Source organism: Amycolatopsis ultiminotia, from assembly GCF_039536925.1.
Classification (GTDB): Bacteria; Actinomycetota; Actinomycetes; order Mycobacteriales; family Pseudonocardiaceae; genus Amycolatopsis; species Amycolatopsis ultiminotia.
Window position 1 is genome coordinate 414,142 of the sequence record NZ_BAAAZN010000005.1, and the last position, 23,761, is coordinate 437,902.

The 23,761-nt window shown below is 70.8% G+C and carries 22 protein-coding genes and 2 pseudogenes; 9 read left to right on the forward strand and 15 right to left on the reverse strand.

The window, feature by feature from the left end; genetic code table 11:
• Nucleotides 1–32: 32 nt before the first annotated feature.
• The 7 genes from ABD793_RS14605 to ABD793_RS14635 all read right to left on the reverse strand — a co-directional run bounded on the left by ABD793_RS14605 (nt 33) and on the right by ABD793_RS14635 (nt 6,777).
• Entirely contained in the window at nt 33–1,079 is a 1,047-nt protein-coding gene (locus ABD793_RS14605; protein WP_344859911.1) for a FecCD family ABC transporter permease, read from the reverse strand.
• Nucleotides 1,076–2,128 carry a FecCD family ABC transporter permease gene (locus ABD793_RS14610; RefSeq protein WP_344859913.1) on the reverse strand — a complete coding sequence of 351 codons (1,053 nt, stop codon included), beginning with the start codon at nt 2,126–2,128 and terminating at the stop codon, nt 1,076–1,078. Before ABD793_RS14610 ends, ABD793_RS14605 begins: the two co-directional genes overlap by 4 nt.
• Complete coding sequence (locus tag ABD793_RS14615; protein WP_344859916.1) at nt 2,115–2,933, reverse strand: siderophore-interacting protein; 819 nt, start codon at nt 2,931–2,933, stop codon at nt 2,115–2,117. The genes ABD793_RS14610 and ABD793_RS14615 overlap by 14 nt, the downstream gene beginning before the upstream one ends.
• Before the next feature lie 94 nt (nt 2,934–3,027).
• Nucleotides 3,028–3,636 (reverse strand): response regulator transcription factor, encoded by a 609-nt coding sequence (locus ABD793_RS14620; RefSeq protein WP_344859918.1) that lies wholly within the window; start codon nt 3,634–3,636, stop codon nt 3,028–3,030.
• Entirely contained in the window at nt 3,633–4,751 is a 1,119-nt protein-coding gene (locus tag ABD793_RS14625; RefSeq protein ID WP_344859920.1) for a sensor histidine kinase, read from the reverse strand. The genes ABD793_RS14620 and ABD793_RS14625 overlap by 4 nt, the downstream gene beginning before the upstream one ends.
• 103 nt (nt 4,752–4,854) lie before the next feature.
• Nucleotides 4,855–5,325 (reverse strand): hypothetical protein, encoded by a 471-nt coding sequence (locus tag ABD793_RS14630; protein ID WP_344859922.1) that lies wholly within the window; start codon nt 5,323–5,325, stop codon nt 4,855–4,857.
• A gap of 684 nt (nt 5,326–6,009) precedes the next feature.
• A complete protein-coding gene (locus ABD793_RS14635; protein WP_344859925.1) occupies nt 6,010–6,777 on the reverse strand; it encodes an AraC family transcriptional regulator in 768 nt (255 codons plus the stop codon).
• 86 nt (nt 6,778–6,863) lie between these two features.
• On the opposite strand from ABD793_RS14635, the gene ABD793_RS14640 reads away from it, so the two are divergent.
• The gene (locus tag ABD793_RS14640) at nt 6,864–7,631 is read left to right on the forward strand and encodes a sulfite exporter TauE/SafE family protein (RefSeq protein WP_344859927.1); all 768 of its coding nucleotides are present in this window, start codon (nt 6,864–6,866) and stop codon (nt 7,629–7,631) included.
• 91 nt (nt 7,632–7,722) lie between these two features.
• Nucleotides 7,723–8,256 carry a GNAT family N-acetyltransferase gene (locus ABD793_RS14645; protein ID WP_344859930.1) on the forward strand — a complete coding sequence of 178 codons (534 nt, stop codon included), beginning with the start codon at nt 7,723–7,725 and terminating at the stop codon, nt 8,254–8,256.
• Between the two features lie 172 nt (nt 8,257–8,428).
• On the opposite strand, the gene ABD793_RS14650 is transcribed toward ABD793_RS14645, so the two are convergent.
• Nucleotides 8,429–9,076, reverse strand: a complete 648-nt coding sequence (locus tag ABD793_RS14650; RefSeq protein ID WP_344859933.1) for an FMN-dependent NADH-azoreductase — start codon at nt 9,074–9,076, stop codon at nt 8,429–8,431.
• 86 nt (nt 9,077–9,162) lie between these two features.
• Between ABD793_RS14650 and ligD the strand changes: the two genes are divergently transcribed.
• Nucleotides 9,163–10,749 (forward strand): non-homologous end-joining DNA ligase, encoded by a 1,587-nt coding sequence (gene ligD / locus ABD793_RS14655; protein ID WP_344859935.1) that lies wholly within the window; start codon nt 9,163–9,165, stop codon nt 10,747–10,749.
• 46 nt (nt 10,750–10,795) lie between these two features.
• Entirely contained in the window at nt 10,796–11,782 is a 987-nt protein-coding gene (locus tag ABD793_RS14660; protein WP_344859937.1) for an LLM class F420-dependent oxidoreductase, read from the forward strand.
• 3 nt (nt 11,783–11,785) lie between these two features.
• Here ABD793_RS14660 and ABD793_RS14665 read toward each other — a convergent pair whose 3' ends face one another.
• Nucleotides 11,786–12,388, reverse strand: a complete 603-nt coding sequence (locus ABD793_RS14665) for a helix-turn-helix domain-containing protein (RefSeq protein WP_344859939.1) — start codon at nt 12,386–12,388, stop codon at nt 11,786–11,788.
• A gap of 42 nt (nt 12,389–12,430) precedes the next feature.
• On the opposite strand from ABD793_RS14665, the gene ABD793_RS14670 reads away from it, so the two are divergent.
• Nucleotides 12,431–12,952 carry a GNAT family N-acetyltransferase gene (locus tag ABD793_RS14670; protein ID WP_344859941.1) on the forward strand — a complete coding sequence of 174 codons (522 nt, stop codon included), beginning with the start codon at nt 12,431–12,433 and terminating at the stop codon, nt 12,950–12,952.
• A 114-nt stretch (nt 12,953–13,066) separates the two neighbouring features.
• Here ABD793_RS14670 and ABD793_RS14675 read toward each other — a convergent pair whose 3' ends face one another.
• The 4 genes from ABD793_RS14675 to ABD793_RS14690 are packed head-to-tail and all read right to left on the reverse strand — an operon-like array spanning nt 13,067 to nt 15,613.
• Entirely contained in the window at nt 13,067–14,062 is a 996-nt protein-coding gene (locus ABD793_RS14675; RefSeq protein ID WP_344859944.1) for a hypothetical protein, read from the reverse strand.
• Nucleotides 14,059–14,622: a hypothetical protein gene (locus tag ABD793_RS14680; protein ID WP_344859946.1), complete on the reverse strand. Its 564-nt coding sequence runs from the start codon at nt 14,620–14,622 to the stop codon at nt 14,059–14,061. The genes ABD793_RS14675 and ABD793_RS14680 overlap by 4 nt, the downstream gene beginning before the upstream one ends.
• Nucleotides 14,623–14,676: 54 nt before the next feature.
• Complete coding sequence (locus ABD793_RS14685) at nt 14,677–14,976, reverse strand: DUF6204 family protein (RefSeq protein WP_344859949.1); 300 nt, start codon at nt 14,974–14,976, stop codon at nt 14,677–14,679.
• Between the two features lies 1 nt (nt 14,977).
• Nucleotides 14,978–15,613, reverse strand: coding sequence for a TetR/AcrR family transcriptional regulator (locus ABD793_RS14690; RefSeq protein WP_344859952.1), 636 nt, complete (start codon nt 15,611–15,613; stop codon nt 14,978–14,980).
• 112 nt (nt 15,614–15,725) lie between these two features.
• On the opposite strand from ABD793_RS14690, the gene ABD793_RS14695 reads away from it, so the two are divergent.
• Nucleotides 15,726–18,875 (forward strand): AfsR/SARP family transcriptional regulator, encoded by a 3,150-nt coding sequence (locus ABD793_RS14695; RefSeq protein WP_344859954.1) that lies wholly within the window; start codon nt 15,726–15,728, stop codon nt 18,873–18,875.
• On the opposite strand, the pseudogene ABD793_RS42685 reads toward ABD793_RS14695, so the two are convergent.
• A pseudogene (locus ABD793_RS42685) lies at nt 18,817–19,501 on the reverse strand (ABC transporter permease). The gene ABD793_RS14695 and the pseudogene ABD793_RS42685 overlap by 59 nt on opposite strands.
• A pseudogene (locus tag ABD793_RS14710) lies at nt 19,498–20,230 on the reverse strand (ATP-binding cassette domain-containing protein). Before ABD793_RS14710 ends, ABD793_RS42685 begins: the two co-directional pseudogenes overlap by 4 nt.
• A gap of 93 nt (nt 20,231–20,323) precedes the next feature.
• Here ABD793_RS14710 and ABD793_RS14715 point away from each other — a divergent pair.
• The 3 genes from ABD793_RS14715 (at nt 20,324) to ABD793_RS14725 (ending at nt 23,759) form a co-directional block, all read left to right on the forward strand.
• On the forward strand, nt 20,324–20,728 hold the full coding sequence (locus ABD793_RS14715) for a Rossmann-fold NAD(P)-binding domain-containing protein (RefSeq protein ID WP_344859960.1): 405 nt from the start codon (nt 20,324–20,326) through the stop codon (nt 20,726–20,728).
• 40 nt (nt 20,729–20,768) lie between these two features.
• A complete protein-coding gene (locus ABD793_RS14720) occupies nt 20,769–23,024 on the forward strand; it encodes a hypothetical protein (RefSeq protein WP_344859962.1) in 2,256 nt (751 codons plus the stop codon).
• Between the two features lie 69 nt (nt 23,025–23,093).
• Nucleotides 23,094–23,759: an alpha/beta fold hydrolase gene (locus tag ABD793_RS14725; RefSeq protein ID WP_344859964.1), complete on the forward strand. Its 666-nt coding sequence runs from the start codon at nt 23,094–23,096 to the stop codon at nt 23,757–23,759.
• Nucleotides 23,760–23,761: the final 2 nt, after the last annotated feature.

A 23,761-nucleotide genomic window follows, 5' to 3' on the forward strand; every position in this document is an offset into this window, starting at 1 on the left:
AATCGGGTGGACACCACATTTCCGCGCAGTACCTAGGCGCGACCGGACCGGCGTTCGGTGTGCAGCAACCACGCCAGGTAAGCGCCGCCGAGCACGAGCGTGACTGCGCCGACCGGAATCTGGGTGGGCGCGAACAGCCGCTGGGCCACCAGGTCCGCGCAGGCGAGCAGCAACGCCCCCATCAGCGCCGTGGTCACCAGCGCGGAACCGGCGGTGCGCGCGAGCCGCCTGGCGAGCTGCGGCGCGGCGAGCGCGACGAACTGGATGGGACCGGCATAGGCGACCGCGAGTGCGGTCAGCACGATGGCGACCAGCAACAGCAGCAGCTGCGTGCGTTGCACCGCGACGCCGAGCGAGCCGGCCCGTTCCTGGCCCATCTCCAGCAGGCCGAGGCCTCGTCCGAGCAGGGCCAGCAGCGGAACCGCGCAGGCGAGGCCGATCAGCACCGGACGCGCCTGGTCCCAGCCGAGTGCGTTGAGGTTGCCGATCAGCCAGGCGAGCGCGCCCTGCGCGGCGGAAAGATCGGCGCGGGTGATCAGGTACGAGCGGACCGAGGCGAGGATCGCGCTGACCCCGATGCCCACCAGGATCAGCCGGAGCCCGTGCACCCCGCCCCGGTAGGCCAGCACGTAGATCAGCACCGCGGCGACGAACCCGCCCAGCACCGCACCGAGCGGCGCGGACACCGCCGTCCCGCCGAGCACCAGGGTGACCAGCAGCGCACCGGTCGCCGCGCCGTCGTTGAACCCGACGATGTCCGGACTGCCGAGCGGATTCCCGGACAGCCGCTGGAAAATCGCACCGGCCAGCGCGAGCGCGGCACCGATCGCCATGGCCAGCAGCGCCCGCGGCAGCCGGACGTCGAGCACGAAGAAGCGTTCGAGCCGGGCGCCGCCGCCGAACAGCGCGGCCAGCACCCGGCCGACCGGCACCGGGTAGTCGCCCAGCATCAGGCTCAGCACCAGCACCACCACGAGCCCGGCGGCGAGTACCGCGCCGACCACCAGCTGACGGCCGCGCACCAACGCGGAAACCCGGTCTCCCCACAACCGCACCGCGGTGCCCGGCAGGGTGCTCACAGCCGCACCTTCTTCCGGCTGCGCACGAGCGCGATGAACAGCGGCGCGCCGATCACCGCGGTCATCACGCCGACCTCCAGCTCCCCCGGCCGCACCACGAACCGGCCGACGATGTCCGCACCGACCAGCAGCACCGGCGCGACGAGCATCGAGTAGGCCATCAGCCAGCGCTGGTCGGGACCGGAGACGATGCGGACCGCGTGCGGCACCACCAGCCCGACGAAACCGATCGGCCCGGCGATCGCGGTCGCCGTGCCGCACAGCAGGATCACCGAGATCCCGGTGAGCACCCGGGTCACACCGGTGCGCACGCCGAGTGCACCGCCGAGTTCGTCGCCGAGCGCGAGTGCGTTCAGCGGCGCCGCCACCGCCAGCGCGAGCACCGCGCCGACCACCAGGAACGGCAACAGCTGCCAGGTCACCGACGGATCCCGCCCGGCCAGCGAACCGACCTGCCACAGCCGGACCACCTCGAGCGTCGCCGCGTCCCGCACGAGCACCGTCGAGGTCAGCCCGCCGAGCACCGCGGACACCGCGGTCCCGGCGAGCGCGAGCCGCACCGGCCCGACACTGCCGCGGAACCCGAGCAGGTAGACCACCAGTGAGGCGATCCCGGCGCCGAGGAAGGCAAACCACACGTAGGACAACGGCGAACCCAGCCCGAGGTAGGCCACCGCGACCACCACCGCACAGGCCGCACCGGAGTTGACCCCGAGGATGCCGGGGTCGGCGAGCGGATTGCGGGTCAGTGCCTGCATCAGCGTGCCGGCCAGGCCGAGCGCGACGCCGACCGCGACGCCGACCAGTGTGCGCGGCATCCGCAGGTCCAGGATGACCTTGCTGTCGTAGTCGTGCGCACCGGACCACAGCGCGTGCCAGACCGTGCCGAGCGGGAGATTCTGCGCGCCGACCGAAATGCTCAGCAGGACAACGAAAAACAGCAGCCCGGCAACGACCAGCAACCCGACGGCGCGGACCAGGGTGGCGCGGGGAAGCGGAGCACGGCGGGGGCCGGTCTCCGGTGCCACGCGAACGTCAAGATCGCTCACCGAGTCTCCAGTAGCCGGCGAAGTAGACCTGATCCTTGCCGAAACCGCGCTCGGTCACCAGGTGCCGGCGCAGCTGCCGGATCGTGCTCGCCTCGCCGGCGACCCACGCGTACCCGGGCTCGGCCGGAAATTCCCGGCCGCGGATCGCGTCGAGCAGGGTGCGCGCCCCGTCCCGGCGAACCCAGGTGAGTTCGACACCACCGGGAATCGCCAGCGACTGCTCGGCGCCGGCGTCCGGTACCTCGACGAACACCTGCGCGCGGTGACCCGGCGGCAGTGATTCCACAATGGACCCGATGGCGGGCAGTGCCGTTTCGTCTCCGGCCAGCAGTGACCACGAAGCCGTGGCAGGCAACCGGAACTCGTAGCCGGTGATCGGATCGTGCCGGACGTCCGGGGCCACGATCGCCAGCCGGTCGCCCGGCCGGGCGCGGGCGGCCCAGCGGGTGGCCGGTCCGGTGTCACCGTGCAGGACGAAATCGATGTCCATTTCCGGCGCTGCGGGCCGGAACGCGCGGATCGTGTACGTGCGCAACACCGGGCGCAGGTGCTCGGGAAGCTGCTGGTGGCGGGTGTACCAGTCCGGCCCGTCCGAAACCACCGGTTCGGCCTGCCCCCGGTGCGGGAGCAGCACCTTGATCCGCTGGTCCAGCCCGGCGCTGGCCACCCCGGCGAGATCCGCGCCGCCGACCGTGACGCGGCGCATGTGCGGGTTCAGCTCCGTCACCCGGAGCACCTCGACCCGAGCCACCCGGTACGGCCGGACCACGACCGGCGGATTCGCCGCCGCCAGATCAGTACTCACGTGCTCCCTCGATCACCGGTGACTCCGGGCCACCTCACCACAGATCCACCTATTAGGCAAGGTTTACCTAATAGCGAGAGGAGGGTAACAGTGCTTACAGCCAGCCACGTTCATCGGCGGCCAGGATGGCTTCCATGCGGTTGCGCGTACCGGTCTTGGCGATCGCGGCGGAGAGGTAGTTGCGCACTGTCCCTTCGGACAGGTAGAGGCTGCCCGCGATGTCCGCGACGGACGCTCCCGAACGCGCCGCGATCAGCACGTCCCGTTCGCGGGCGGTGAGCGGGGACTCCCCCGCGGCCAAGGTGGCGACGGCCAGCGCCGGGTCCACGACGCGCTCCCCCCGCAGCACCCGGCGGATCGCGTCGGCCAGCGCTTCGGCCGGGGCGTCCTTCACCACGAACCCGACCGCACCCGCATCCATCGCCCGGCGCAGGTACCCGGCGCGGCCGAACGTGGTCAGCACCACCACCCGGGTGTCCGGCTCGTGCTCGGCGAGCAGCGCGGCCGCGGCAAGCCCGTCGAGACCGGGCATTTCGACGTCGAGGAGTGCGACGTCCGGGTGGTGCTCGCGGGCCGCGCCGACCACCTCGTCGCCCCGGCCGACCTCGGCGACCACGGTGAAATCGTCTTCGAGTTCGAGCAGCGCGCGCAGGGCCTGGCGGACCAGCACCTGGTCGTCGGCGAGCAGCAGCCGGATCGTCATGCCGGGTCCTCCACCGAGACGCGGAGCCGCCAGCCGCGGGGGCTGAGCGGCCCGGCATCCATCCGGCCGCCGGCCTCGGCGACCCGGTCCCGCAGCCCGGACAGCCCGCTGCCGGGGTCCGCGGGACCACCCACCCCGTCGTCGCGCACCTCGATCGAGGTCGCGGAGAGCCGGACTGCGCACGAGCTCGCCCGCGCGTGCCGGACCACATTCGTGAGGCCTTCGCGCACCACCCAGCCGAACAGTTCCTGGTGCGCACCGTCGGCGTAGGTGGGCAGGTCCGCGGTGATCCCGGCGGCCCGCAGCAGTTCCCGGCCACGGGCCAGCTCGCCGGCGAGCGTCACGTCGCGGTAGCCGGACACCGCCGCCCGCACGTCCGCCAGCGCCTGCCGGGAAAGCTGTTCGACCTCGGTGATCTCGCCGACGGCCTGTTCGGCACCCTTCGCCACGAGCCTGCGCGCGAGGTTGCTCTTCACCGTGATCGCGGTGAGCGAGTGCCCGAGCAGGTCGTGCAGATCCCGTGAGATGCGGGCGCGCTCCGCGTCCGCGGCGAGGCGCACCACTTCGGCGCGGGCCCGCACGAGCTCGCGATTCGCCCGGATCGCCTCGGCGAACGCGGAGATCATCAGCACGGTGAACACGAGCGCGACCGCCTGGGCCCAGCCGGGACCGCTGTGCCAGGGCGGTACCGCCCACGGCACGAGCACCGTGGCGGCCGCGGCGACCGCGAGCACGAGCACGCCGCCGCGGGGCAACCGGGGAACGGCAAGCGAGACGATCACGATCAGCAGGTAGAACCCGTCCGCGCGGGTGAACGGCAGTGCGGCGGCGAAGAGCAGTCCGAGCGCGCCGGTCAGCCACCAGAACAGCCGGGTCTGCTCCCGGTAGTCGGCGAGCGCGGCCGCCAGGTAGCAGGTGCAGAACGCCAGCAGGAGAGCGACCACCACCGGCCGCCATTCCACCTGGGCGAGCACCACCGCCGGGTAGACCAGCAGACCGACGTCCAGCAGGAGACGGCGCCAGCCCAGCACCCAGCGTTGCGCATCGGCACCCGGCCCGTTGTCCACGTCCGGGAGGTTACCGATCAGGACCGGGTTCGGGGTATCGATGCCCATGACCGTCCTTTCCAGACCGTCACGGGCGCGCCCGGGGCGAGGCGGCCGGTAGTGCCGCCCCGCACCGGGACCCGATGACATTTGTCCGCGTGATCGGTGCCGTTCAGTGCATCCCCGGCCCCGGCCGTGGCCCGATCGCCGCACCGACGACGATCAGCACGCCACCACCGAGCAGCAGGTAGGGCCCCGGACCGATCGCGGAGAGGTCCTTCCCGTACATCGCGATGATCCCGGCGAGGTGGACGACCAGCATGACCCCGGCGCGCGCAGCGATGCCGAAGCGGTACCGCCCGAAGTTCGCCCGCGTGAGCTCCCTGCTGCGGATCCCGCTGAGCAGCCGGGCGGACCGCGCGCCGCGATACGCCCCGAGCGTCCAGACGAGCGAGACGCAGGCGGCCAGGACGGTCGCCAGAATCGCCAGAGCCTGCACGTAGAACTCGGCAAGCCCGGAACTGTCCGACGGCAGCTGCCGGAAGACGTCGACGAAGCCCAGACTGACCGACTGCCGACCGGTGCTGAAGGTGATCCAGGAAACCGCAACCAACGCCACGACCTGGAGCACGATCCCGATCACAGCCGGAACCGCCCCGACCCCAGCCAGCGTGAGCGGCCCACCACCACGCACGGAGACATCCGGAGCGGCTTGCGGCCGGCCGGGGTGGCCGGGCCGGCCCTGGGGTGGGTAGCCCGGCTGGCCGGATTGCGGTGGGTAGCCGGGCTGGCCTTGGGCTGAGTAGCCGGGCTGACCGACCGGAGGCAGGTAGCCAGGCTGGCCGGGCTGGCCGGGCTGCGGTGCGTAACCAGGCTGGCCGGGCTGCGGTGCGTAACCGGACTGAGCGGGCTGGCCGAGTTGACCGGCCGGAGGCGGGTAGCCGGGCGGTGCCGGATACCCCGCCGGAGCCGGCCGGCCGGACTGCGCCGGATAACCAGACTGCGCCGGATAGCCCGGTTGCCCGGTCGGCCCGGAGCCGCCGGGCGGTGCCGGATACCCCGCCGGAGCCGGCCGGCCGGACTGCGCCGGGTAACCCGGCTGCGGTGACTGGCCTGGTTGCGGTGGCCGGTCCGGTGCGGGTGGCTGGTGCCAGCCCGCCGGTGGCTGGGACTGGGGTGGCTGGCTCGGTTCCGGTTGCTCGCCTTGGAGACCCCCTGGTGTGCTCATGAACGCCGATCGTAGTGGCCCGGATGCGCCCGGTGCCGGGGGCGAAGCCGGCGCAGCCGCAGAACGAAGACACAGAGCCAGGAACAGCCCGATCGGTACTCAGCCTGCAGTGTGGTAGGTGCTGGGTGGCGAGCCCAGCAACCGGGTGAACATGGTGCTGAACGCGGCCGGGCTGTCGTAGCCGAGGTGGGTGGCGACGGCTGCCACCGGGCGGCCTGCGGTCAGCAGCGGCAGCGCATGCAGTACGCACGCGCGTTCGCGCCAGCGGGCGAAAGTCAGGCCGGTCTCCGCGCGGAACAGGCGGTGCAGCGTTCGTTCGCTCAGGTGCAGTTCCCGCGCCCAGCGGGACGGTGGGTCGTGCACATCCGGAGCGTCCGAAAAGGACCGGCACAGGGCGCGCAGCCGCTCGTCCGGCGGCAACGGCAGTTCCAGCGGCAACGGTACGCACCGGGAGATCTCGTGCAGCAGTAACGAAATCAGCGTGGCATCCCGGCCGCGCCGCGGGTACTCGGGCGCCATCTCGACGGCTTCGCGCAGCAGTTCCCGCAGCAGCGGCGAGACGTCCACCGCCCGGCAGCGCCGGGGGAACCACGGCACCGCCGACGGCTCCAGGTACAGGCTGCGCGTGGTCACGTTCGTCATCACGACGCCGTGGTCGGTCTCCGGCGGGATCAGCACCGCGCGCCGCGTGGGGACGGTCCACGTGCCGTCCGCGGTGTCGACTCGCATGGAACCCGTGGCGCCGTAGAGGAACTGCGCCCGCCGGTGGCGATGCTTGGCGAGCACGTGCTCGGGCGGGTAATCGGTGCTGATCGCCAGCACGGCCCGCGGAATGCCGTCCACGTCGTCGAGCGGAACGTTGCGCACACCGGTGAGCCTACCTGTCGGATCCGCGAAAGAATGTGGCCAATCTTCGAATGCGTGCCGTACCCGCCGAGACCTACCGTCGAGCCGTGTTCACCTCGATCCTCGTGCTGTTCGGCTTCGGCTGCCTGAGCGGAGTCACCACGGTGCTGTTCGGCTTCGGCGGCGGGTTCGTCACGGTGCCGGTGGTCGCGGCGGTGACCAGCAGCGGCGACGCCATGCACATCGCGATAGCCACGTCCACCGCGGTGATGGTGGTCAATGCCGGGACCGCGACCGTCGTACAGGCGCGGGCCGGACGGCTGCGGCGGGAGTACCTGTGGCCGCTGGCCGCGTTCATCGCGGCAGGCGCGTTGGCGGGTTCGATCGCCGCGGCCCACGTCGGTGACGGACTGCTGCGCGTGCTGTTCGCCGGCTATCTGGGGCTGACCATCGCCGACAGCCTGATCCGCGGTGGTTTCCTTCGCGCCCAAGGGGAACCACGCCCACTCGGGACGGCCACCAGCACCGCAGGCGGCGTCGGCATCGGCGCGGTGGCGAGCTTCCTCGGGGTCGGCGGGAGCGTGCTGACCGTGCCGCTGCTGCGCCGCAGGGGTCTCCCGATGGCCGACGCCACCGCGATGGCCAACCCGCTCAGCGTGCCGGTCGCGGTGATCGGCACGGCGGTCTACGCCACGGCAGGCAGTGGCCCCGCCGGGTACCTCGACCCGGTTGCCGGGGCCGCCCTGCTGGCCGGTTCCCTGCCGACGATCGCCGTGGTCCGCAGGGTCGCCGACCGGCTCCCGGACCGGGTGCACGCGATCGCGTACGTCCTCCTGCTGGCGGTAGCGCTGGTCGCCGTCGCCGCCGGCGGGTGACCCCGCGGCCGAGTCCGTCCACAGAGGACCACCTGTGGGTTGCGGCGGGGATCACTGCCGAAAGAGGCCCTGACCGGCGTATTGTTCGGCCATGAGCATGCCGCTGACCACCGACCGCCTCGTGATCCGGGAGTGGTCGGACGACGACGCCGAAGCCGCGTATCCGATTTACGGCTCGTCCGAAGTCACCCACTGGCTCACGCCCGCGATGGACCGGGTCGCCGACGTGGCCGCGATGCGTTCGGTCCTGCAGGCGTGGCAGGAAGCGCAGCCGAACCTGATCCCGCCGCGCGGGCGGTGGGCGGTGGAGCGCCGGTCCGACGGCACGGTCGTCGGCGGGCTGGGCATCCGGCTGCTGCCGCCGTACCAGGAGGACCTGGAGCTGAGCTGGCAGCTGCACCCGGAAGCCTGGGGCCAGGGTTATGCCACCGAAGCCGCCCGCGCGCTGATCGAATGGGCCTTCGCCCAGGACGACACCGACGAGCTGTTCGCCGTCGCCCGCCCGGCCAACACCCGCGCCAACGCCACCGCAAAACGCCTCGGCATGCAGTGGGTCGGCGAAACGACGAAGTACTACGACCTGAGCCTGCAGGTATACCGGATCCGGCACAGCGACCTGGTGTAACGACACCAGCACGCCGAACCCGGCCAGGCACGTGCAACGGCCGGGCGACACCCGCCGACGACCTGCTGAACCGGCACGCGCACCGGCCGGCGACGAACGGAACCGGCACGCGCACCGGCCAAGCGCGACCCACCTCGCGACGGCCGGACGGTCCCATCGCGGCCGAACGGGATCAGGCGTTCGCGGTGGCAGGGGTCCAGAGTGCGTCGATCTCGCGTTCCGCGGCAGCGAGGCTTTCCGCTGCTGCGGTGCGCAGTTCGGCCATCTCCGGGACCCACTCGACGGCGGTCATCTCGGCGGTGATGAACCTCGCCTCGATACCGACCCAGCTGAGTGCGTGCGGCAGCCAGGTCTGGGCGTGGTCCCAGCCGTGCCGTGGGCTGCCGAGGCGGTATCTGCCGCCGCGGGTGGACAGCACCACGAAATCACCGCCGCCGAGGAACCCCTCCCGCGTTTCCGGGTCCATGCTGCGACCGGGGGCGACCAGGTGGTCGATCCACGATTTGACCGCGCTCGGGGCGCCGTAGTTGTACAGCGGCTGACCGAGCAGCACGGTGTCCGCGGCGCGGACCTCCGCGATCACCTCCTCGGTCAGCCGGGCCGATTCCGCCTGCACCGGCGTGCGCTCGGCAGGTGGGATGAAGCGGGCGAGGCCGGTCTCGCTGTTCAGATGGGGCAACGGGTTCGCCCCGAGATCGCGGTAGGTCACCGTGCCGCCGGGGTGCGCCGCCCGCCAGACCGCGGCGGCGCGGGCGGTGAGCTTGCGAGTGACCGACCGATCGCCGCTGATACTCGAGTCGATGTGCAGCAGATGGGCCATCTCGCTGTTACCCCCAGGAACACTTTGCGCAGGTCAAGGCCTTTATAACACGGCAGGAACCGCCGGTTGACCCCTAAACTGGCCCGATGGACAGTGCGGCGGAGCGGCTCGCGAAGTACCGCGCCATGCGCAACTTCGACAAGACCGCCGAACCCTCCGGTGCGGACTCCGCGGGCGGTACCGGCAACCGGTTCGTGGTGCACCGCCACCGCGCCCGGCGGCGGCACTACGACCTGCGCCTCGAACTGAACGGCGTGCTGGTCAGCTGGGCCGTGCCGAAGGGGCCGACGCTGGACCCGAAGGCGCGGCGGATGGCTGTACACGTCGAGGACCACCCGCTCGAATACGCCGACTTCGAAGGCGTGATCCCGCGGGGCGAGTACGGCGGCGGCGACGTGATCGTGTGGGACCGCGGCAGCTGGGCACCGGTGGACACCGACGACCCGGAACAGGCGCTGGCGGACGGGAACCTGCACTTCGACCTGTTCGGCGAAAAGCTGGCAGGCCGTTTCGTGCTGATCCACCCGAGCCGCGACGGCGACGGCAAGCAGTGGCTGCTGCTGCACAAACAGGACGAGCACGCCACCGCCGGCTGGGACGCCGAGGAGCACCTGAAATCGGTCAAGAGCGGGCTCACCAACGACGAGGTCGCCGCCGCCCCGCCGGCACGGTGGCGCAGTGACCTGCCCGCGGCCGAGGCCGAGGTACCACTGAAGACCGTGCCGGCACCGGCGTCCGAAAAGGAGCTGACCGCGCTGCGAGAGCTGGGCGCGAGCGGTACCTGGCAGGTCGCGGGCAGGCAGCTGAAGCTCACCAACCTGAACAAGGTGCTGATCCCCGGCCGTGCGGACGAGGATCCGATCACCAAACGCGAACTCATCGAGTACTACACCCGGATCGCGCCGACGATGCTGCCCTACCTCGCCGGCCGCGCGCTCAACACGCACCGGTTCCCCGGCGGGATCGGCAAACCCGGCTTCTGGCACAAGGAAGTCCCCGGCCACGCGCCGAAATGGCTGCACCGCTGGCACTACGCCGCGGCCGAACCGGACGACGTGCAGCAGTACCTCGTGCCGTCCGGGGTCGCGGATCTGGCGTGGCTGGCCAACTTCGGCGCGTTGGAGCTGCACGCCTGGACCTCGCGCACCTCCGACGTCGAGCATCCGACGTGGGCGCTGTTCGACATCGACCCCGGGCCGGAGACGTCGTTCGACGACGTGCTCACGCTCGCCCGGCTGCACCGCACCGCGCTGGAGCACCTCGGGCTCGCCGGGCTGCCGAAAGTCACCGGCCAGCGCGGTATCCAGGTGTGGGTGCCGGTGGAACCGCGCTACACCTACGCCGAGACGCGCGCGTGGACCGAGACCGTGTCCAAGACCATCGGGCGCACCCTGCCGGACCTGGTGAGCTGGGCCTGGCACAAGGATCGCCGGGGCGGCCGCGCCCGGCTCGACTACACGCAGAACGTGCTGAACAAGACCCTCGTGGCGCCCTACAGCGTGCGGCCGCGACCGGGCGCACCGGTGTCGGTGCCGCTGGCGTGGGACGAACTCGACGATCCGGACCTCACGCCGGACCGGTGGACCGTGCGCACCGTGCTGGACCGGGTCGCCGAGACCGGCGATCCGTTCGCCGCGCTGCTGAACGTGGCGCAACGCCTGCCGCAACTGTGAGAAATCAGCGCGCGCCTGGAGCAGCTCCAGGCATACGGTCGGGGCTATGCGATTCGGACTCTTCGTTCCCCAGGGCTGGCGCCACGATCTCGTCGGCATCGACCCCGCACAGCACTGGACGACCATGCTCGACCTCGCCCGTTACGCCGACGCGGGCCACTACGAATCGATCTGGGTCTACGACCACTTCCACACCGTGCCGGTACCCAGCGACGAGGCGACCCACGAGGCGTGGAGCCTGATGGCGGCCTACGGCGCGGCGACCGAACGCGTCCGGCTCGGCCAGATGTGCACCTGTATGGGCTACCGCAACCCGGCATACCTCGCGAAGGTCGCCGCAACCATCGACGTGCTCTCCGGCGGCCGGGTCGAGATGGGCATCGGCGGTGGCTGGTACGAGCACGAGTGGCGGGCCTACGGCTACGGCTTCCCGAGCGCGGGCGACCGGCTCGGCCAGCTCGACGAGGGCGTGCAGATCATGCGGCAGCTGTGGACCGAGGGCAAGGCCACCTTCGAAGGCAAGCACTACCAGGTCGACGGCGCGATCTCGCGGCCGCTTCCGCTGCAGGAGGGCGGCATTCCACTGTGGATCGCCGGCGGCGGCGAGAAGAAGACGCTGCGCACGGCGGCGAAGTACGCGTCCTACACCAACTTCGCGGGCAAGCCCGACGAGTTCAAGCACAAGTCCGAGGTGCTCGAGGCACACTGCAAGGACGTCGGCACGGACTTCGGCAAGATCGTCCGCTCCGCGAACTACAACGTGGTGATCGGCGAAACCGAGAAGGACGTGCAGGACCGGCTCGCCTGGATCCGCGCACACCACGAGCCGCACCTGCCCGCGGACGTGCTGGAGTCGACCTACCAGAACTACTCGACCGGCCCGCTGGTCGGCACGCCGGAGCAGATCGTGGAGCGGCTGAAGGAACTGGAAGGGCTCGGCATGACTTACGCGATCGCGTACTTCGTCGAATCGGCCTTCGACCGTTCCGGGGTCGAGCTGTACACCAGCAAGGTGCTTCCGGAGCTGATCTGACCTTCACCGTTTCGTGAGCACTACCAGATACCGGCACGGTTCCGGTCCCGGGTTCTCGTAGGCGCAGTCCACCGGACGGCCCAGCTGCAGGCAGTCACCCGCGGCGAGGTCATGTGTCACGCCGCCGGTGGACACGCTCCCCTTGGCCACGCCGTCCTCGGCAACGGTGCCCTCGTGGAACCGGAGCCTGCCGGACAGCACCCAGATCTGGTGGTCGGCGAACGCGTAGGAACCGGCGGGGAAACCGGCCTTCGCTCCTGACGGGAGGTCGACCTCGACGAGTTCGGTCGCCCCGTGGCCCGGCGGGGAGACCGCACGACGCAGGTAGCCGGTCACCGGGTCCTGCCAGGTCGGCTGGTCCGCGCGGCGGGCGAGACGCCGGTCGTCGCCCTCCGCGCGAGCCACCAGCTCGGACAACGTCAGCCCGAGCGCGGTGGCCAGCCTGCTCAGCAACACGGCCGTCGGCTGTGCCTCGCCCCGTTCGATCTTGCCGATCATCGCGCGTGAGACACCGGCGCGTTCGGCGAGCGCGCCGGCGGAGAATTCGCGAGCCTCGCGAGCCGCGCGCAGTGCGGTGGCGAGTGAGACGGTGAGGGCATCGGTCACAGCCGTCGACTATAGCAGCGGATCCTGTCTACCATAGTGACCATGTTGATTCGACCTGCCGAGGATCGGGACGGCGCGGCGTGCGCGGCGATCTACGCGCCGTACGTCCGGGACACCACCATCACGTTCGAGACGGAGCCGCCCACCGCGGCCGAGATGACGGCGAGGATCGCGAAGGCCGTCAAGTCCCACGCGTGGCTGGTACTCGAGGCAGACGAACAGATCGTCGGATACGCCTACGGTGTCCCGTTCAAGGAACGCGCCGCCTACCGCTGGTCGTGCGAGGTCAGCGTGTACCTGGAACTCGGACGTCGGCGCACCGGAGGTGGCCGGGCACTGTACGAGGCGTTGTTCGCCCGGCTGGCCGAGCGCGGATTCCGCACCGCCGTGGCGGGAATGACGCTGCCCAACGAACCGAGCGCCGGCCTGCACCGCGCACTCGGCTTCGAACCTGTCGGCACCTACCGCCGGATCGGCTGGAAGCACGGCGCGTGGCGGGATGTCGCCTGGCTGCAGCGGGAACTGAGCCCCGCCTCGGACGAGGATCCGGCCGAACCGCGTTAGAACCGAGGAGGATCCGGCGACCGAGCCACCTCCGGCCACCGCACCACACCCGACCCGCCGTGCACCTCCGGCCACCGCACTACGTCCGACGGCTCGCGTCGCCGTCGGCGGTCGTCACTCGCCGCCGACGTCCAGTTCCTCGATGTCCTGCTCGATCCGGGCTCGCCATGCCCATTTCGGCTCGTTCCAGTCGGTGTCGGCGGCCGGCGGCCCGCCCAGCGGGAGCGCCTGGTCGGTCACGCCGTGGGTGATCCGGTAGGCCAGCGCCGACGTCGCGGCGGCGATCCAGCGGTCCCCCGATGCGCCGGAGGGCGGGGCCACGCCGAACGCATGCGTGAACCACACCGGCAGCAGCGCACTGGACCCGATCGCGTCGGTGATCCGTTCCCGCAGCCGTGCGTGCAACTCTTCCCAGTCGCGTTCGGCCTGCTCGATCTGTGGCAGCACCCGGGTTCGCGTGACCTCGTCCGCGGCCAGAACCTGTTGTGCCGCTTCGGCATCCTGCACCGCGGCAGGCAGCTGGCGGTCCAGCACGCCACGCCGGCCGGCCATCACCTCGGGCAGCCGCTCCTCCGCCTCGGCACGGCCGGGGCCGCCCCGTTCCGTGCCTGCCAGCACTTCGAGCACGGCGAGCACCGCTTCTTCACTGCGGGTCAACGCCTCCTGCGCCTGCGGCAGCCGGGCCAGGTCCTCCTCGTACGGTCGTCGCTGGCTCGGCGTCAGCAGCTGCGCAGTGAGCCCGTGCCGCCGCTCGGCTTCCGCGGCGAGCTTTCGCAGTGCGGGACCGACGTCGTCGAGGTCGACCACGGGCACCTTTTCCGACACCCGCACCGCGCGTTCCAGCACCAGCAACCGCTGGCGAAGGCGTTCGAGCTGCCGTGCGGTGTGGTCCAGCCGCGACTCGTGCCGGGCGTGCGTCTCGGAGAAGGTCTCGACGGTCTCGCGCAGTTCGGTCAGGTCGCGGGCGGTGCGGGACTCGAGGTCGTCGAAGGTCTCCTGCATCCCGCCGACGGTGTCGGACAGCGCGAGCAGCTCCGGGTCCTGTTCGGCCTCCCGATCGTCCTCGTCCGCGTAGTAGTCGGTGTGCGGGTAGTACTCGGAGTAGGTCACCGGACCTCCTGCACCAGGAACGCCGCCGTGGCCGCGGTCGTGATGGCCGCGAGGATCACCAGCACGGTTTCGGCCGTCCCCCCGGGCACGATCAGCGCGGCCGCGGTGAACACTGCGGCCAGCGCACCGGCGTAGGCGCCGCGGAGCCGGCGGCTCACCATCGTCGGAGTCGAGCCGAGCGGGCCGAACGCGATCCGCAGACCCGCCCCGAGCAACGGCAACGCGAGCAGCACCCACACCACACCGAGCGCGCCGAACAGCATCAGCGCACCGCTCACCATGCCCACCGCGACCGGTGCGACGGCGAGGTAAAGCACCGTCCGCTGCACTGTCCCGCGCTTGGCCTCCAGCCGGGCCAGGCGCACCTGCTCTTTGGCTTCTTCGGCCTCGCGTTCCGTGCGCAGCAGGAGTTCCGCCTGCGCGACCAGCACGTCGATGGCCTGGGTGCGTTCGGGAGCCGCGGGTTCGGGCAGCTGGGCCAAGCCCGCACGCAGCTGACGCTGTAGCGCGGACACGCGCGCCGCGGCGTGGTCGCGCTGGTGCTCTGCAGGCGTGGTCACCCGGCCACTGTAGGTACGAAGCGCGCCGAAGCCCGGGAACGACGCGACTTCCGGCTATCGCTTCTTACGCCGAATCCGGACCGCGCGCAGGTCCGTGACCGCGTAGTTCAGGTCCCGGTACGGCAAGCCGTGCGCGCGCAACGCCTCGGTCGCACGGACCTTCGCGGTCTTTTCGTCGTCGTCCGGGTCGGCCGGCACCTGGCAGCGGAACGTGAACGCGGTGGCGTTCACGTCGTAGGTGAAGGTGCCTTCCTCGCTGAACATCAGGTCGCCGCCCTTCGCCGCCAGCTCGGCACGGCCGGTGTCGTCGAGGTTGTCGAACTTGCCGCGGATGATCACGCGGAACGCGTCCATGTCAGCTCTCCTTCCGAGTCGCGTATGTGCGCACTCGCTCGCCGAGGAGGCCTTCCACCGCGTCGAGCAGGTCTTCGGCCGCCTTCGCGATGTCCTCCGGCGATTCCCCCGCGACAGTGCGCTTGCCGATCTCGCCGAACACCAGGCTGTGCACCCAGCCGATCTGGGCGGCGACCAGCCCCGGGACCGGATCCTCCTGGCCGGCGCCTGCTTCACCGGCCAGCAGCGTGGCCAGTTCGGCGACCATCTGCGCACCGAGGTCCCGCAACCGCGCGGCGAGCGTGGGTGCGGCCAGCATCATCGGCAGCACCCGGCCGAACCCGGGGCTGAGCCCCACGGTCCGCGCACGGCGCCGGATCTCCCCGCGCAGGTGCGCCAGCACCGCGTCGGCCGCGGAAACCCCCGGCTCCCGCGCCCGCACGATCCCGGCGAGCCGGTCGGCCGACGCCTCGTCCGGCGGCAGCACGAGGTCTTCCTTCACGCGGAAGTGGTTGTAGACGGTGTTCACCGACACGTCCGCGGCCGCGGCCACCTCGGCGATCGTCACCGCGTCGAAGCCACGTTCGACGAACAGCCCGAGCGCGGTCTCGGCAATCCGCTGCACGGTCTCGCGCTTCTTCCGCTCCCGCAGTCCCATGCCGTTGATTGAAGCACACTCCATTTTTGGAGTCGACACCAATTAAATTCCGCCGCCGAGAATCCGGGTGATCCCCGAGGCAGCGCCGCGGTGGACGCGCCAGAATCGAACGGTGCGGATCGGCTTGCTGGGACCTCTCGAAGTGCGGACCGACGCGGGCGCCGAGGTGGACGTGCCCGGAGCCCGGGTACGGACGTTGCTCAGCGCGCTCGCCCTCGCACCCGGACAGGTCGTCACGTCCGGACGGCTGGTGGACGCGGTGTGGGGAGCGCATCCACCGGCCACCGCCAACGCCTTGCAGGCGCTGGTCTCCCGGCTGCGGCGAGCGGGCGCGACGCTCGACTCCACCCCGTCCGGATACCGGCTGCCGGAAGTCACCGTGGATGTCGCTCGGTTCGAGGAGCTCGTGCGCGCGGCCCGGACCGCGGGCGACGACGACACCCGGGTCCGGTTGCTGCGCGAGGCGCTGGACCTGTGGCGCGGACCGGCGCTCGGCGACGTCGCGGACACCGAGTTCTTCCAAGCCCCGATCGCGCGGCTCACCGAACTCCGGCTGAGCGCAGCCGAGGAACACGCCGAAGCCGCGCTTCGCCTTGGCCGCGGCGCGAACCTCAGCACCGAGCTGGCCGGGCTGCTGGCCGAGCACCCACTGCGCGAACGGCTGGCCGCGGCGTTGATGCGTGCCCTGCAAGCCGCCGGACGGCCGGCCGAGGCGTTGCAGGTGTTCGCGCGGCTGCGGCAAGCACTCGCCGACGAGCTGGGCACCGACCCGTCCGCCGAACTGTCCACAGTGCACACTGCACTGCTGCGGGACACCAGCGTGGCCATCCCGCTCGAGCCGCGTACGAATCTGCGGTCCGGGCTCACCAGTTTCGTCGGCCGGGATGCGGACCTCGCCCAGGTGACCAAGCTCGTCGGCGAGTACCGGCTCACCACGCTCATCGGTCCCGGCGGCGCCGGGAAGACCCGGCTCGCCGCCGAGACCGGGCACCGCCTGCTCGGCGAGACGAGCGGCGACGTGTGGTTCGTGGAGCTGGCCCCGCTCACCGCGGGCGCGGACGTGGCGCTGGCCGTGCTCAGCACACTGGACCTGCGCGAGCAAGTACACGTCGGCCTGCACTCCCGCACTGCACAGCGGGAACGGGTGGTGTCGGCGTTGCGCGACCGGGAAGCCGTGCTGCTGCTGGACAACTGCGAGCACGTGCTCGACGCCGCCGCGGCGCTGGCCGAACAGCTGCTCGGCGAATGCCCCCGGCTGCGGATCCTGGCCACCAGCCGGGAAGCGCTGGCGGTGACCGGCGAGGCGCTGTGGCCGGTCGAACCGCTGACCCTGCCTGCCGAGGGAGCGAGCGCGGCCGAGGCGATGACGTGTGCCTCGGTGCGGCTGTTCGCCGACCGGGCCGCCGCGGTACGACCGGGCTTCGCCGTTGACGAGTCCACTGTGGATAGCGTGATCCGGGTCTGCCGGGCGCTCGACGGCATGCCGCTGGCCGTGGAGCTGGCCACCGCGCGGCTGCGTTCGCTGACCCTGGCACAGCTGGCCATCCGGCTCGACGACCGGTTCCGGCTGCTCACCACCGGCAGCCGGACCGCACTGGCACGGCACCGGACGTTGCGTGCGGTGGTCGACTGGAGCTGGGACCTGCTGGACCCGGACGAACGACGGCTGCTGCGCCGGCTCGCGGTGTTCTCCGCAGGTGCGACGGCCGAGGCCGTGGAGGCGGTCTGCGGGGGCAGCACCGAGCTGCTCGGTGCGCTGGTCGACAAATCGCTGCTGACCGTGTCCGGCGATCTCGAACCGCGTTACGGGATGCTGGAGACGATCAAGGCCTACGGCGGGGAACGGCTGGCCGAGGCGGGTGAACAGGAACTGATCCGCCAGGCGCACGCCGAGTGGTTCGCCCGGCTGGCCGAATGTGCCGACGGCCATCTGCGCCGCGCCGAACAGCTCGACTGGCTCCCCCGCCTGCACGCCGAACACGGCAACCTGATCGCCGCGATCCGGGGTGCGCTCGCCGCGGGTGACGCGGCCATGGCCGTGCGGCTGGTGGTCGGTTGCGCGTGGTTCTGGATGCTGACCGGGCACAAGGTCGAGGGCTTGGAGCTGATCACCGCAGCGCTGGAAGTGCCCGGTGAGGTCGACGACGAGTCGCGGGCCACGGCGTGCGCGATGTACGCGTTGCTCGCCACCACCGGGCTCGCCGACGACCGTACCGCCGAAGGCTGGGTGAGCGCCGCGCTGGAACTGGCCGGAGCGCACGCCCGCCACCACCCGATCCTGCGGTTCATGACCCCGCTGCGCGAGCTGCTGCGCAGCGGCCGCGACGGTCCCGCACCCCTGATGTCCTCATTGGACGATCTGGTCGCCGACCCGGATCCGTGGCTGCGTGCGCACGCGCTGCTGCACCGTTCGCGGCTGCAGGTGAACGTCCGCCACGACGCGAGCGCGGCGGAGGACGACGCACGCGAGTCGCTCCGGTTGTTCCGGGTCGTCGGTGAACGCTGGGGTACTTCACTGGCGCTGAGCGGTCTGGCCGAGCTCGTCGCCCGCCGCGGGCAGCTGGCCGAAGCCGCGGCGCGCTACGGGGAAGCGGTCGACATCGTGACCGAACTGGGCTCGGTGGAGGACGCCATCTGGTCCCGCGGCAGACAAGCGCAACTGTTGCTGCAGCTTGGCGACGAGGCAGGCGTCGCAGCCGCACTCGCCGCCGCCGAACGCGAATCGACCACCGTCACCTTTCCCGACGCATTGGCCGGGCTGGCACACACGAAGGGGGATCTGGCCCGCTGGCGAGGCGATCCCGCGGCCGCGAGGCTGAACCTGGACCAGGCCGAAGCACTCCTCAGCCACACCGAGATGCACCCGGTGTTCCGCGCGATGCTGGAACATTCGCACGCCTACCTCGACGCCGGTGCCGGCGATCTGGCCGCCGCCCGTGCCCGGCGCCTGCTGGCGCTGGAACTGACGGTCGAGGTGCGCGACGCGGTCTACCTGTCCCAGATCCTGGTCGGTGTCGCGGACCACGCACTCCGCCTCGGCCGCGCCGCCGACGCCGCGCTCCTGCTCCGGACCGCCACCGGTCTGCGTGGCGGACCGGACCACGGTTTCCCCGACGAGGCTGCCGCGGAAACCGCAGTCCGGGCCGCCGGTGCGACACCACCCGCCGGCGACCCGGACCCGTTCACGCTCGCCCGCGATGTGCTCAGCGAACCAGCTTCCGCTCGAACAGCCGCCGTGCCCACAGGTACCCGGCCAGGCTGATCAGCACGCACCAACCCAGTGCCAGCACCAGGTTCGACCCCACCGGCGTACTCCGCGGCAGAGCCCGCACCGTCTCCATCACCGGGGTGAACGGCTGGTACTCGGCAAACCACCGCAGTCCCACCGGCATCGAGCCGGCCGGCACGAAACCACTGCCGAGGAACGGCAACAGGATCAGCGGCATCGGGAGGTTGCTCGCACCCGCCACGCTCTTGGTCACCATGCCGAGCGCGACTGTCAGCCAGGTCAGTGCGAACGCCAGTGCCACGAGCACACCCAGTGTGCCCAGCCACTGCCCCACGCCGGCCGAGGAGCGGAACCCGATCCGCCGTCCCGAGCGTCACCGCGACGCTCAGCATCGACTGGATGACGCTGCTCAGCACGTGCCCGGTGAGCAGCGCACCCCGGCTGATCGCCATCGTGGCGAAACGGGCGACGATGCCGTTGGTCATGTCCATCGCCACGGACACCGCGGTGCCCTGCACCGAACCGGCGATCGCCATCAGCAGGAAGATCACCGGCATCCCGATCAGCACCAGCGTCATCGACGGGTAGCGCACGAGGTGCTTGAGGTTGCGGCGCAGCATCGTGGCGGAATCGCCTGCCGCATGGGAAATCGTGCTCATCGGCCGGTGCTCCGTTCGGTGAGGGCGAGGAAGACGTCGTCGAGGTCGGGCAAGTGCACGGACAGCTCGCCGACCTGCACGGCCACCGAGTCGAGCCGGTCGAGCAGCTTCCGCGCCGACTGGACACCACCGTCACTGGGCACCTGCAGGGTGAGCGCGTCGTCGTCGCGGACGACGTCGTCGAACAGCCGGGCACCCGCGTTCAGCGCGGCGATGTCGGCGAACCGCAGCTGCACGTGCCCGCCGGGGACGAGCCGCTTGAGCTCGTCCGCGGTGCCTTCGGCGACGAGCCTGCCGTGTTCGAGCACGGCGATCCGGTTGGCGAGCTGGTCGGCCTCGTCCAGGTACTGCGTCGTGATGAACGTCGAACCGGGCCAGCAGCCCGGCCACTCTCGCGCGTCCTTCCGGCCGGTCGAGATGCTGCAGATCGGCCATCAGCCGCAGGTTCTCCGCGCCGGTGAGCAAATCGCGGACGGCCGAGAACTGTCCGGTCACGCCGATTGCGGCACGCACCTCGTCCGGCTCGCGCACCGCGTCGTGGCCGGCCACCCGCACCTCACCGCCATCCGGCGTGAGCAGGGTGGACAGGATCCGGACAGGGGTGGTCTTGCCCGCGCCGATCGTGCCGGGTGCGACCCGCAGGTCAACGCCGTCGAGCACGATGTGGTCGCCGTACGCTTTGCGCAACCCGCTGATGCTGATCGCTGGAATGGCGGTGCTGGTGGGCATGTGGTCCCCCTTTCTCGGTGACGGCGCCAGCCTGGTCGGGCCCCTGACGCCCGGTGGCACTCGCACTGGCACCGCGCTGACACCGGCTTACGGTTGGGACATGCGGGTGTTCGTGACAGGTGGCACCGGCGCGGTCGGCTGCTGTACGAAAGTCACGGCGCACAGTGGATCGACGAGGACGCACCGGTCGAGCACTACCCCAACGCCCAGGACAACTACTCAGCCGAAGCCAACGCCCGCGAAGGTGTCGTGCTGCGGTTCGGCTTCTTCTACGGCCCCGGTGCACGGCACAGCGAGCAGATGCTGGCGCTCGCCCGTCGGCACATCGCCGTCCAGCTCGGCCCGCCGGAGGCCTACCTTTCGGTGATCCACATCGCCGACGCCGGATCCGCCGTCGTCGCTGCGCTGAAGGCAGAGCCGGGGACCTACCACGTCGTGGACGACGAACCGCTGACCCCGCGCGCGTTCACCGACGCGATGACCACCGAATTGCGCTGAACCACCTGACCCGGCACAGGTGTTGTGGGATCATCCGCCGGTGGCCGGTAAGTGGAGTGACCCGCGCGCGTTCGACGAGGAGGCGCTGGACGACTTCGACTTGTGGACCACTCGCGCCGCACTGGAATCGCTGGTCGACGAAGCACTCGGCGAAACCAGCATCCGGCACACGTTGCGCCGTGAGGACTTGGCGGGCAGTGACGCGCGCGAGGCCTTGCTGGAGAACGAAACCCTGCTCGCGAAGCTCCGGATGCTGCAGGATCAGGTTGCTGCCGAAGGCGATGCCGGGTTCCGGCCGCGCACCCGGCCGATCCGCATCGGCGGACTGGGCTGGCTGGCCGTCCCCGCCCTGTTCGCCGTCGGCTATCTGACGCTGCTGGTGGCGGCGTGGGACGCAATGCCGGTGTTCCTGAGGATCTTCACCGTGCTGGCGCTGCCCTGTGGGTTGGCCGCGGTCACCGCGCGGGTGCTCCGGCAGGTTGCCACCCTGCGTGCACAGTTCACCCCCGGCCCGGCCGAGTTCGGCGAGGAGCAGCTCGGGCTCGGCCACCGCCGTGAGTTCGCGTTGCGGGAAATCGTGCTTCCCGAGATCCGCGACTACCTCGTCGCGCACCGCAGGCTGTACTACGGCACCAAACTGGTCTTCGAAAAACAACGCGACCTCTACGAGGAGAACAGCGACCGCATCGTGCCCACGCCGGCGGCCAAGCGGTTGCGTCGCATCCTCGACCGGGCCGGTTCCGGCGCGGTCGCGCTCGGCGGGCAACGCGGGTCCGGTAAGTCGACTGCGATCCTTTCCCTGCAACGCGGCCTGATCCACGGCACGGAGAACCCGGCACCGCTGGTGGTCCTCGCCGCTGCCCCGGCCGATTACGATGCCCGCGACTTCGTGCTGCACCTGCACAGTTTGCTGTGTCAGACGGTGCTCGAACGGCTCCGGGCGGACCTGCCGCCGATCGAGGACTGGCGTACCTGGCTGCGCCGGGGCGCCCGCAGGCTGGCCGGCCTCACCGGCTCCGCCGCGGTGGCCTGGTTGCTCGGCGGATGGCTGTGGGACGGCCCGTTCCTGCACTTCCCCGCCGAACTGTGGCAGCTGCTGGCGCAGGTACGTTTTCCGGACCTCATCGGTCCGTTGTGGACAGACCAGCCGGCGGGCAACCGGATCGCGGTGCTCGTGCTCGCCCTGCTCGCCCTCGTCGAGGCGGTGCAGCTGCTGTCCCTCCCCGTTGCCGTACTGGTCGCCGCGGTGCGCCACCGGCACAACGCGGAGCTGCACGCCCTGCGCGCGGACGCGCACCAGCAGCTCGACCGGATCCGCTACCTGCTGACGCACACCAGCGGATGGTCCGGCAAGCTGCTCCTGCCGGCCGGCGCCGATCTGGGCCGCACGCGCTCGACGCAGCGTGCCCGGCAGCAGCTGACCCATCCGGAAGTGGTGACGGAATTCCGGACCTTCGCCGAGCAGACCGCGGCAAGGCTCCGCGACGGCGGGATCACCGAACGGCTCGTGGTGGCGATCGACGAGCTGGACAAGATCGGCGAACCGGACAAGGCCCAGCAGCTGGTGAACGACATCAAGGGGATCTTCGGCGTGCCCGGCTGTCTCTACCTCGTCTCGGTGTCCGACGATGCGTTGCTCAGCCTGGAACAACGCGGCCTCGCCGTACGGGACGCCATGGACAGCGCGTTTTCCGAACTGGTGCGCCTGGAACCGTTCACCCTCGACGAAAGCAGGTTGTGGATCACCGAGCGGCTGCCGCGCGTCCCGGAGCAGTTCTGCCACCTCGGCCACTGCCTGTCCGGCGGACTCCCCCGCGACCTGCGCCGCACCACGATCGACATGGTGGACGTGACCGCCGAACTGTACGAGCCATCGCTGTCGGCCGTCACCGCGATCCTGGTCCGCGCGGAACTGACGGCGAAAGCAACCACGTTCACCGGACAGGCACGAACACTGGAGCAAACCGGCGAACTCACCGAACTGTGGACGAAGCTGTTGCGTATCCCGGAAACGCACGAGTCCGTGGAATTGGCCGCGCTCGCCGCCGGACTCCACGAAGGCGCCACCAACGACATCGGCGACCCGGTGAACCTGCTACGGCACCACAGCAGTGCCTTCGTCCTCTTCTGCGCCACCGTGCTGGAACTGTTCACCGACGCACTGACCGAAGACCGCCTCACGCCCGCGCTGCACCAATTGGCCGTGGCACGCAGGTATCTGGCCCTCGACCCGCATCTGGCCTGGGCGACACTGACGGACTTCCGCAAAGCCCACGACCTGGAACTACCGGAATAACCATTGCTTCTGGCCTGAGGAACAAGCAGCTCTTGGACTTATACCCGCGAAGCTCCTAGCGTTTCCGCCATGACCACCTACGTACTCGTTCCCGGCGCCTGCCACGGCGGCTGGTGCTTCGATCGGCTCACCGGACAGCTGCGTGCGGAGGGACACCGCGTCCTGCCGCTGACCCTGACCGGGCTCAGCGAACGGCAGCACCTGCTGCACGCCGGCGTGAACCTCGAGACGCACATCGAGGACCTGGTGCGCTTCCTCGAAACCGAGCGGGTGGAACGCGCGGTGCTCGTGGGCCACAGCTACGGCGGGATGGTGCTCACCGGCGCCGCCGACCGGCGGCCCGAACTCGTGGACGCGCTGGTCTACCTCGATGCGTTCGTGCCCGAAAGCGGCGAATCCTGCTGGACGCTCACCGACGACCGGCAGCGGGAGTGGTACCTGAGCGTGGGCGAGACGGGTTATGCGGTACCGCCGCTGCCGTTCTTCGACCCACGCGCGTCCGCGCACCCGCTGGCATCGCTGCTGCAGACGATCCGGCTGGACGGCGACCTGAGCCGGTTCCGCCGCCGTGACTACGTGTACGCGAAGGTGTGGGACGGCGGTTCGCCTTTCGAACCCACCCACCGGAAACTCCGCGACGATCCACAGTGGAACGTGCACGAACTGGACAGCAAGCACGACCTGATGCGCGACGCTCCGGACGAGCTGCTGCGTATCCTGCTGGCCGCAGGCTGAGC

Bases quoted from the DNA above. Each gene is read 5' to 3' on its own strand.
- ABD793_RS14620 (WP_344859918.1), bottom strand. From the start codon at position 3,636: ATGACGATCCGGCTGCTGCTCGCCGACGACCAGGTGCTGGTCCGCCAG.
- ABD793_RS14625 (WP_344859920.1), bottom strand. From the start codon at position 4,751: ATGGGCATCGATACCCCGAACCCGGTCCTGATCGGTAACCTCCCGGAC.
- ABD793_RS14645 (WP_344859930.1), top strand. From the start codon at position 7,723: ATGAGCATGCCGCTGACCACCGACCGCCTCGTGATCCGGGAGTGGTCG.
- ABD793_RS14650 (WP_344859933.1), bottom strand. From the start codon at position 9,076: ATGGCCCATCTGCTGCACATCGACTCGAGTATCAGCGGCGATCGGTCG.
- ligD (WP_344859935.1), top strand. From the start codon at position 9,163: ATGGACAGTGCGGCGGAGCGGCTCGCGAAGTACCGCGCCATGCGCAAC.
- ABD793_RS14660 (WP_344859937.1), top strand. From the start codon at position 10,796: ATGCGATTCGGACTCTTCGTTCCCCAGGGCTGGCGCCACGATCTCGTC.
- ABD793_RS14670 (WP_344859941.1), top strand. From the start codon at position 12,431: ATGTTGATTCGACCTGCCGAGGATCGGGACGGCGCGGCGTGCGCGGCG.
- ABD793_RS14685 (WP_344859949.1), bottom strand. From the start codon at position 14,976: ATGGACGCGTTCCGCGTGATCATCCGCGGCAAGTTCGACAACCTCGAC.
- ABD793_RS14690 (WP_344859952.1), bottom strand. From the start codon at position 15,613: ATGGGACTGCGGGAGCGGAAGAAGCGCGAGACCGTGCAGCGGATTGCC.
- ABD793_RS14725 (WP_344859964.1), top strand. From the start codon at position 23,094: ATGACCACCTACGTACTCGTTCCCGGCGCCTGCCACGGCGGCTGGTGC.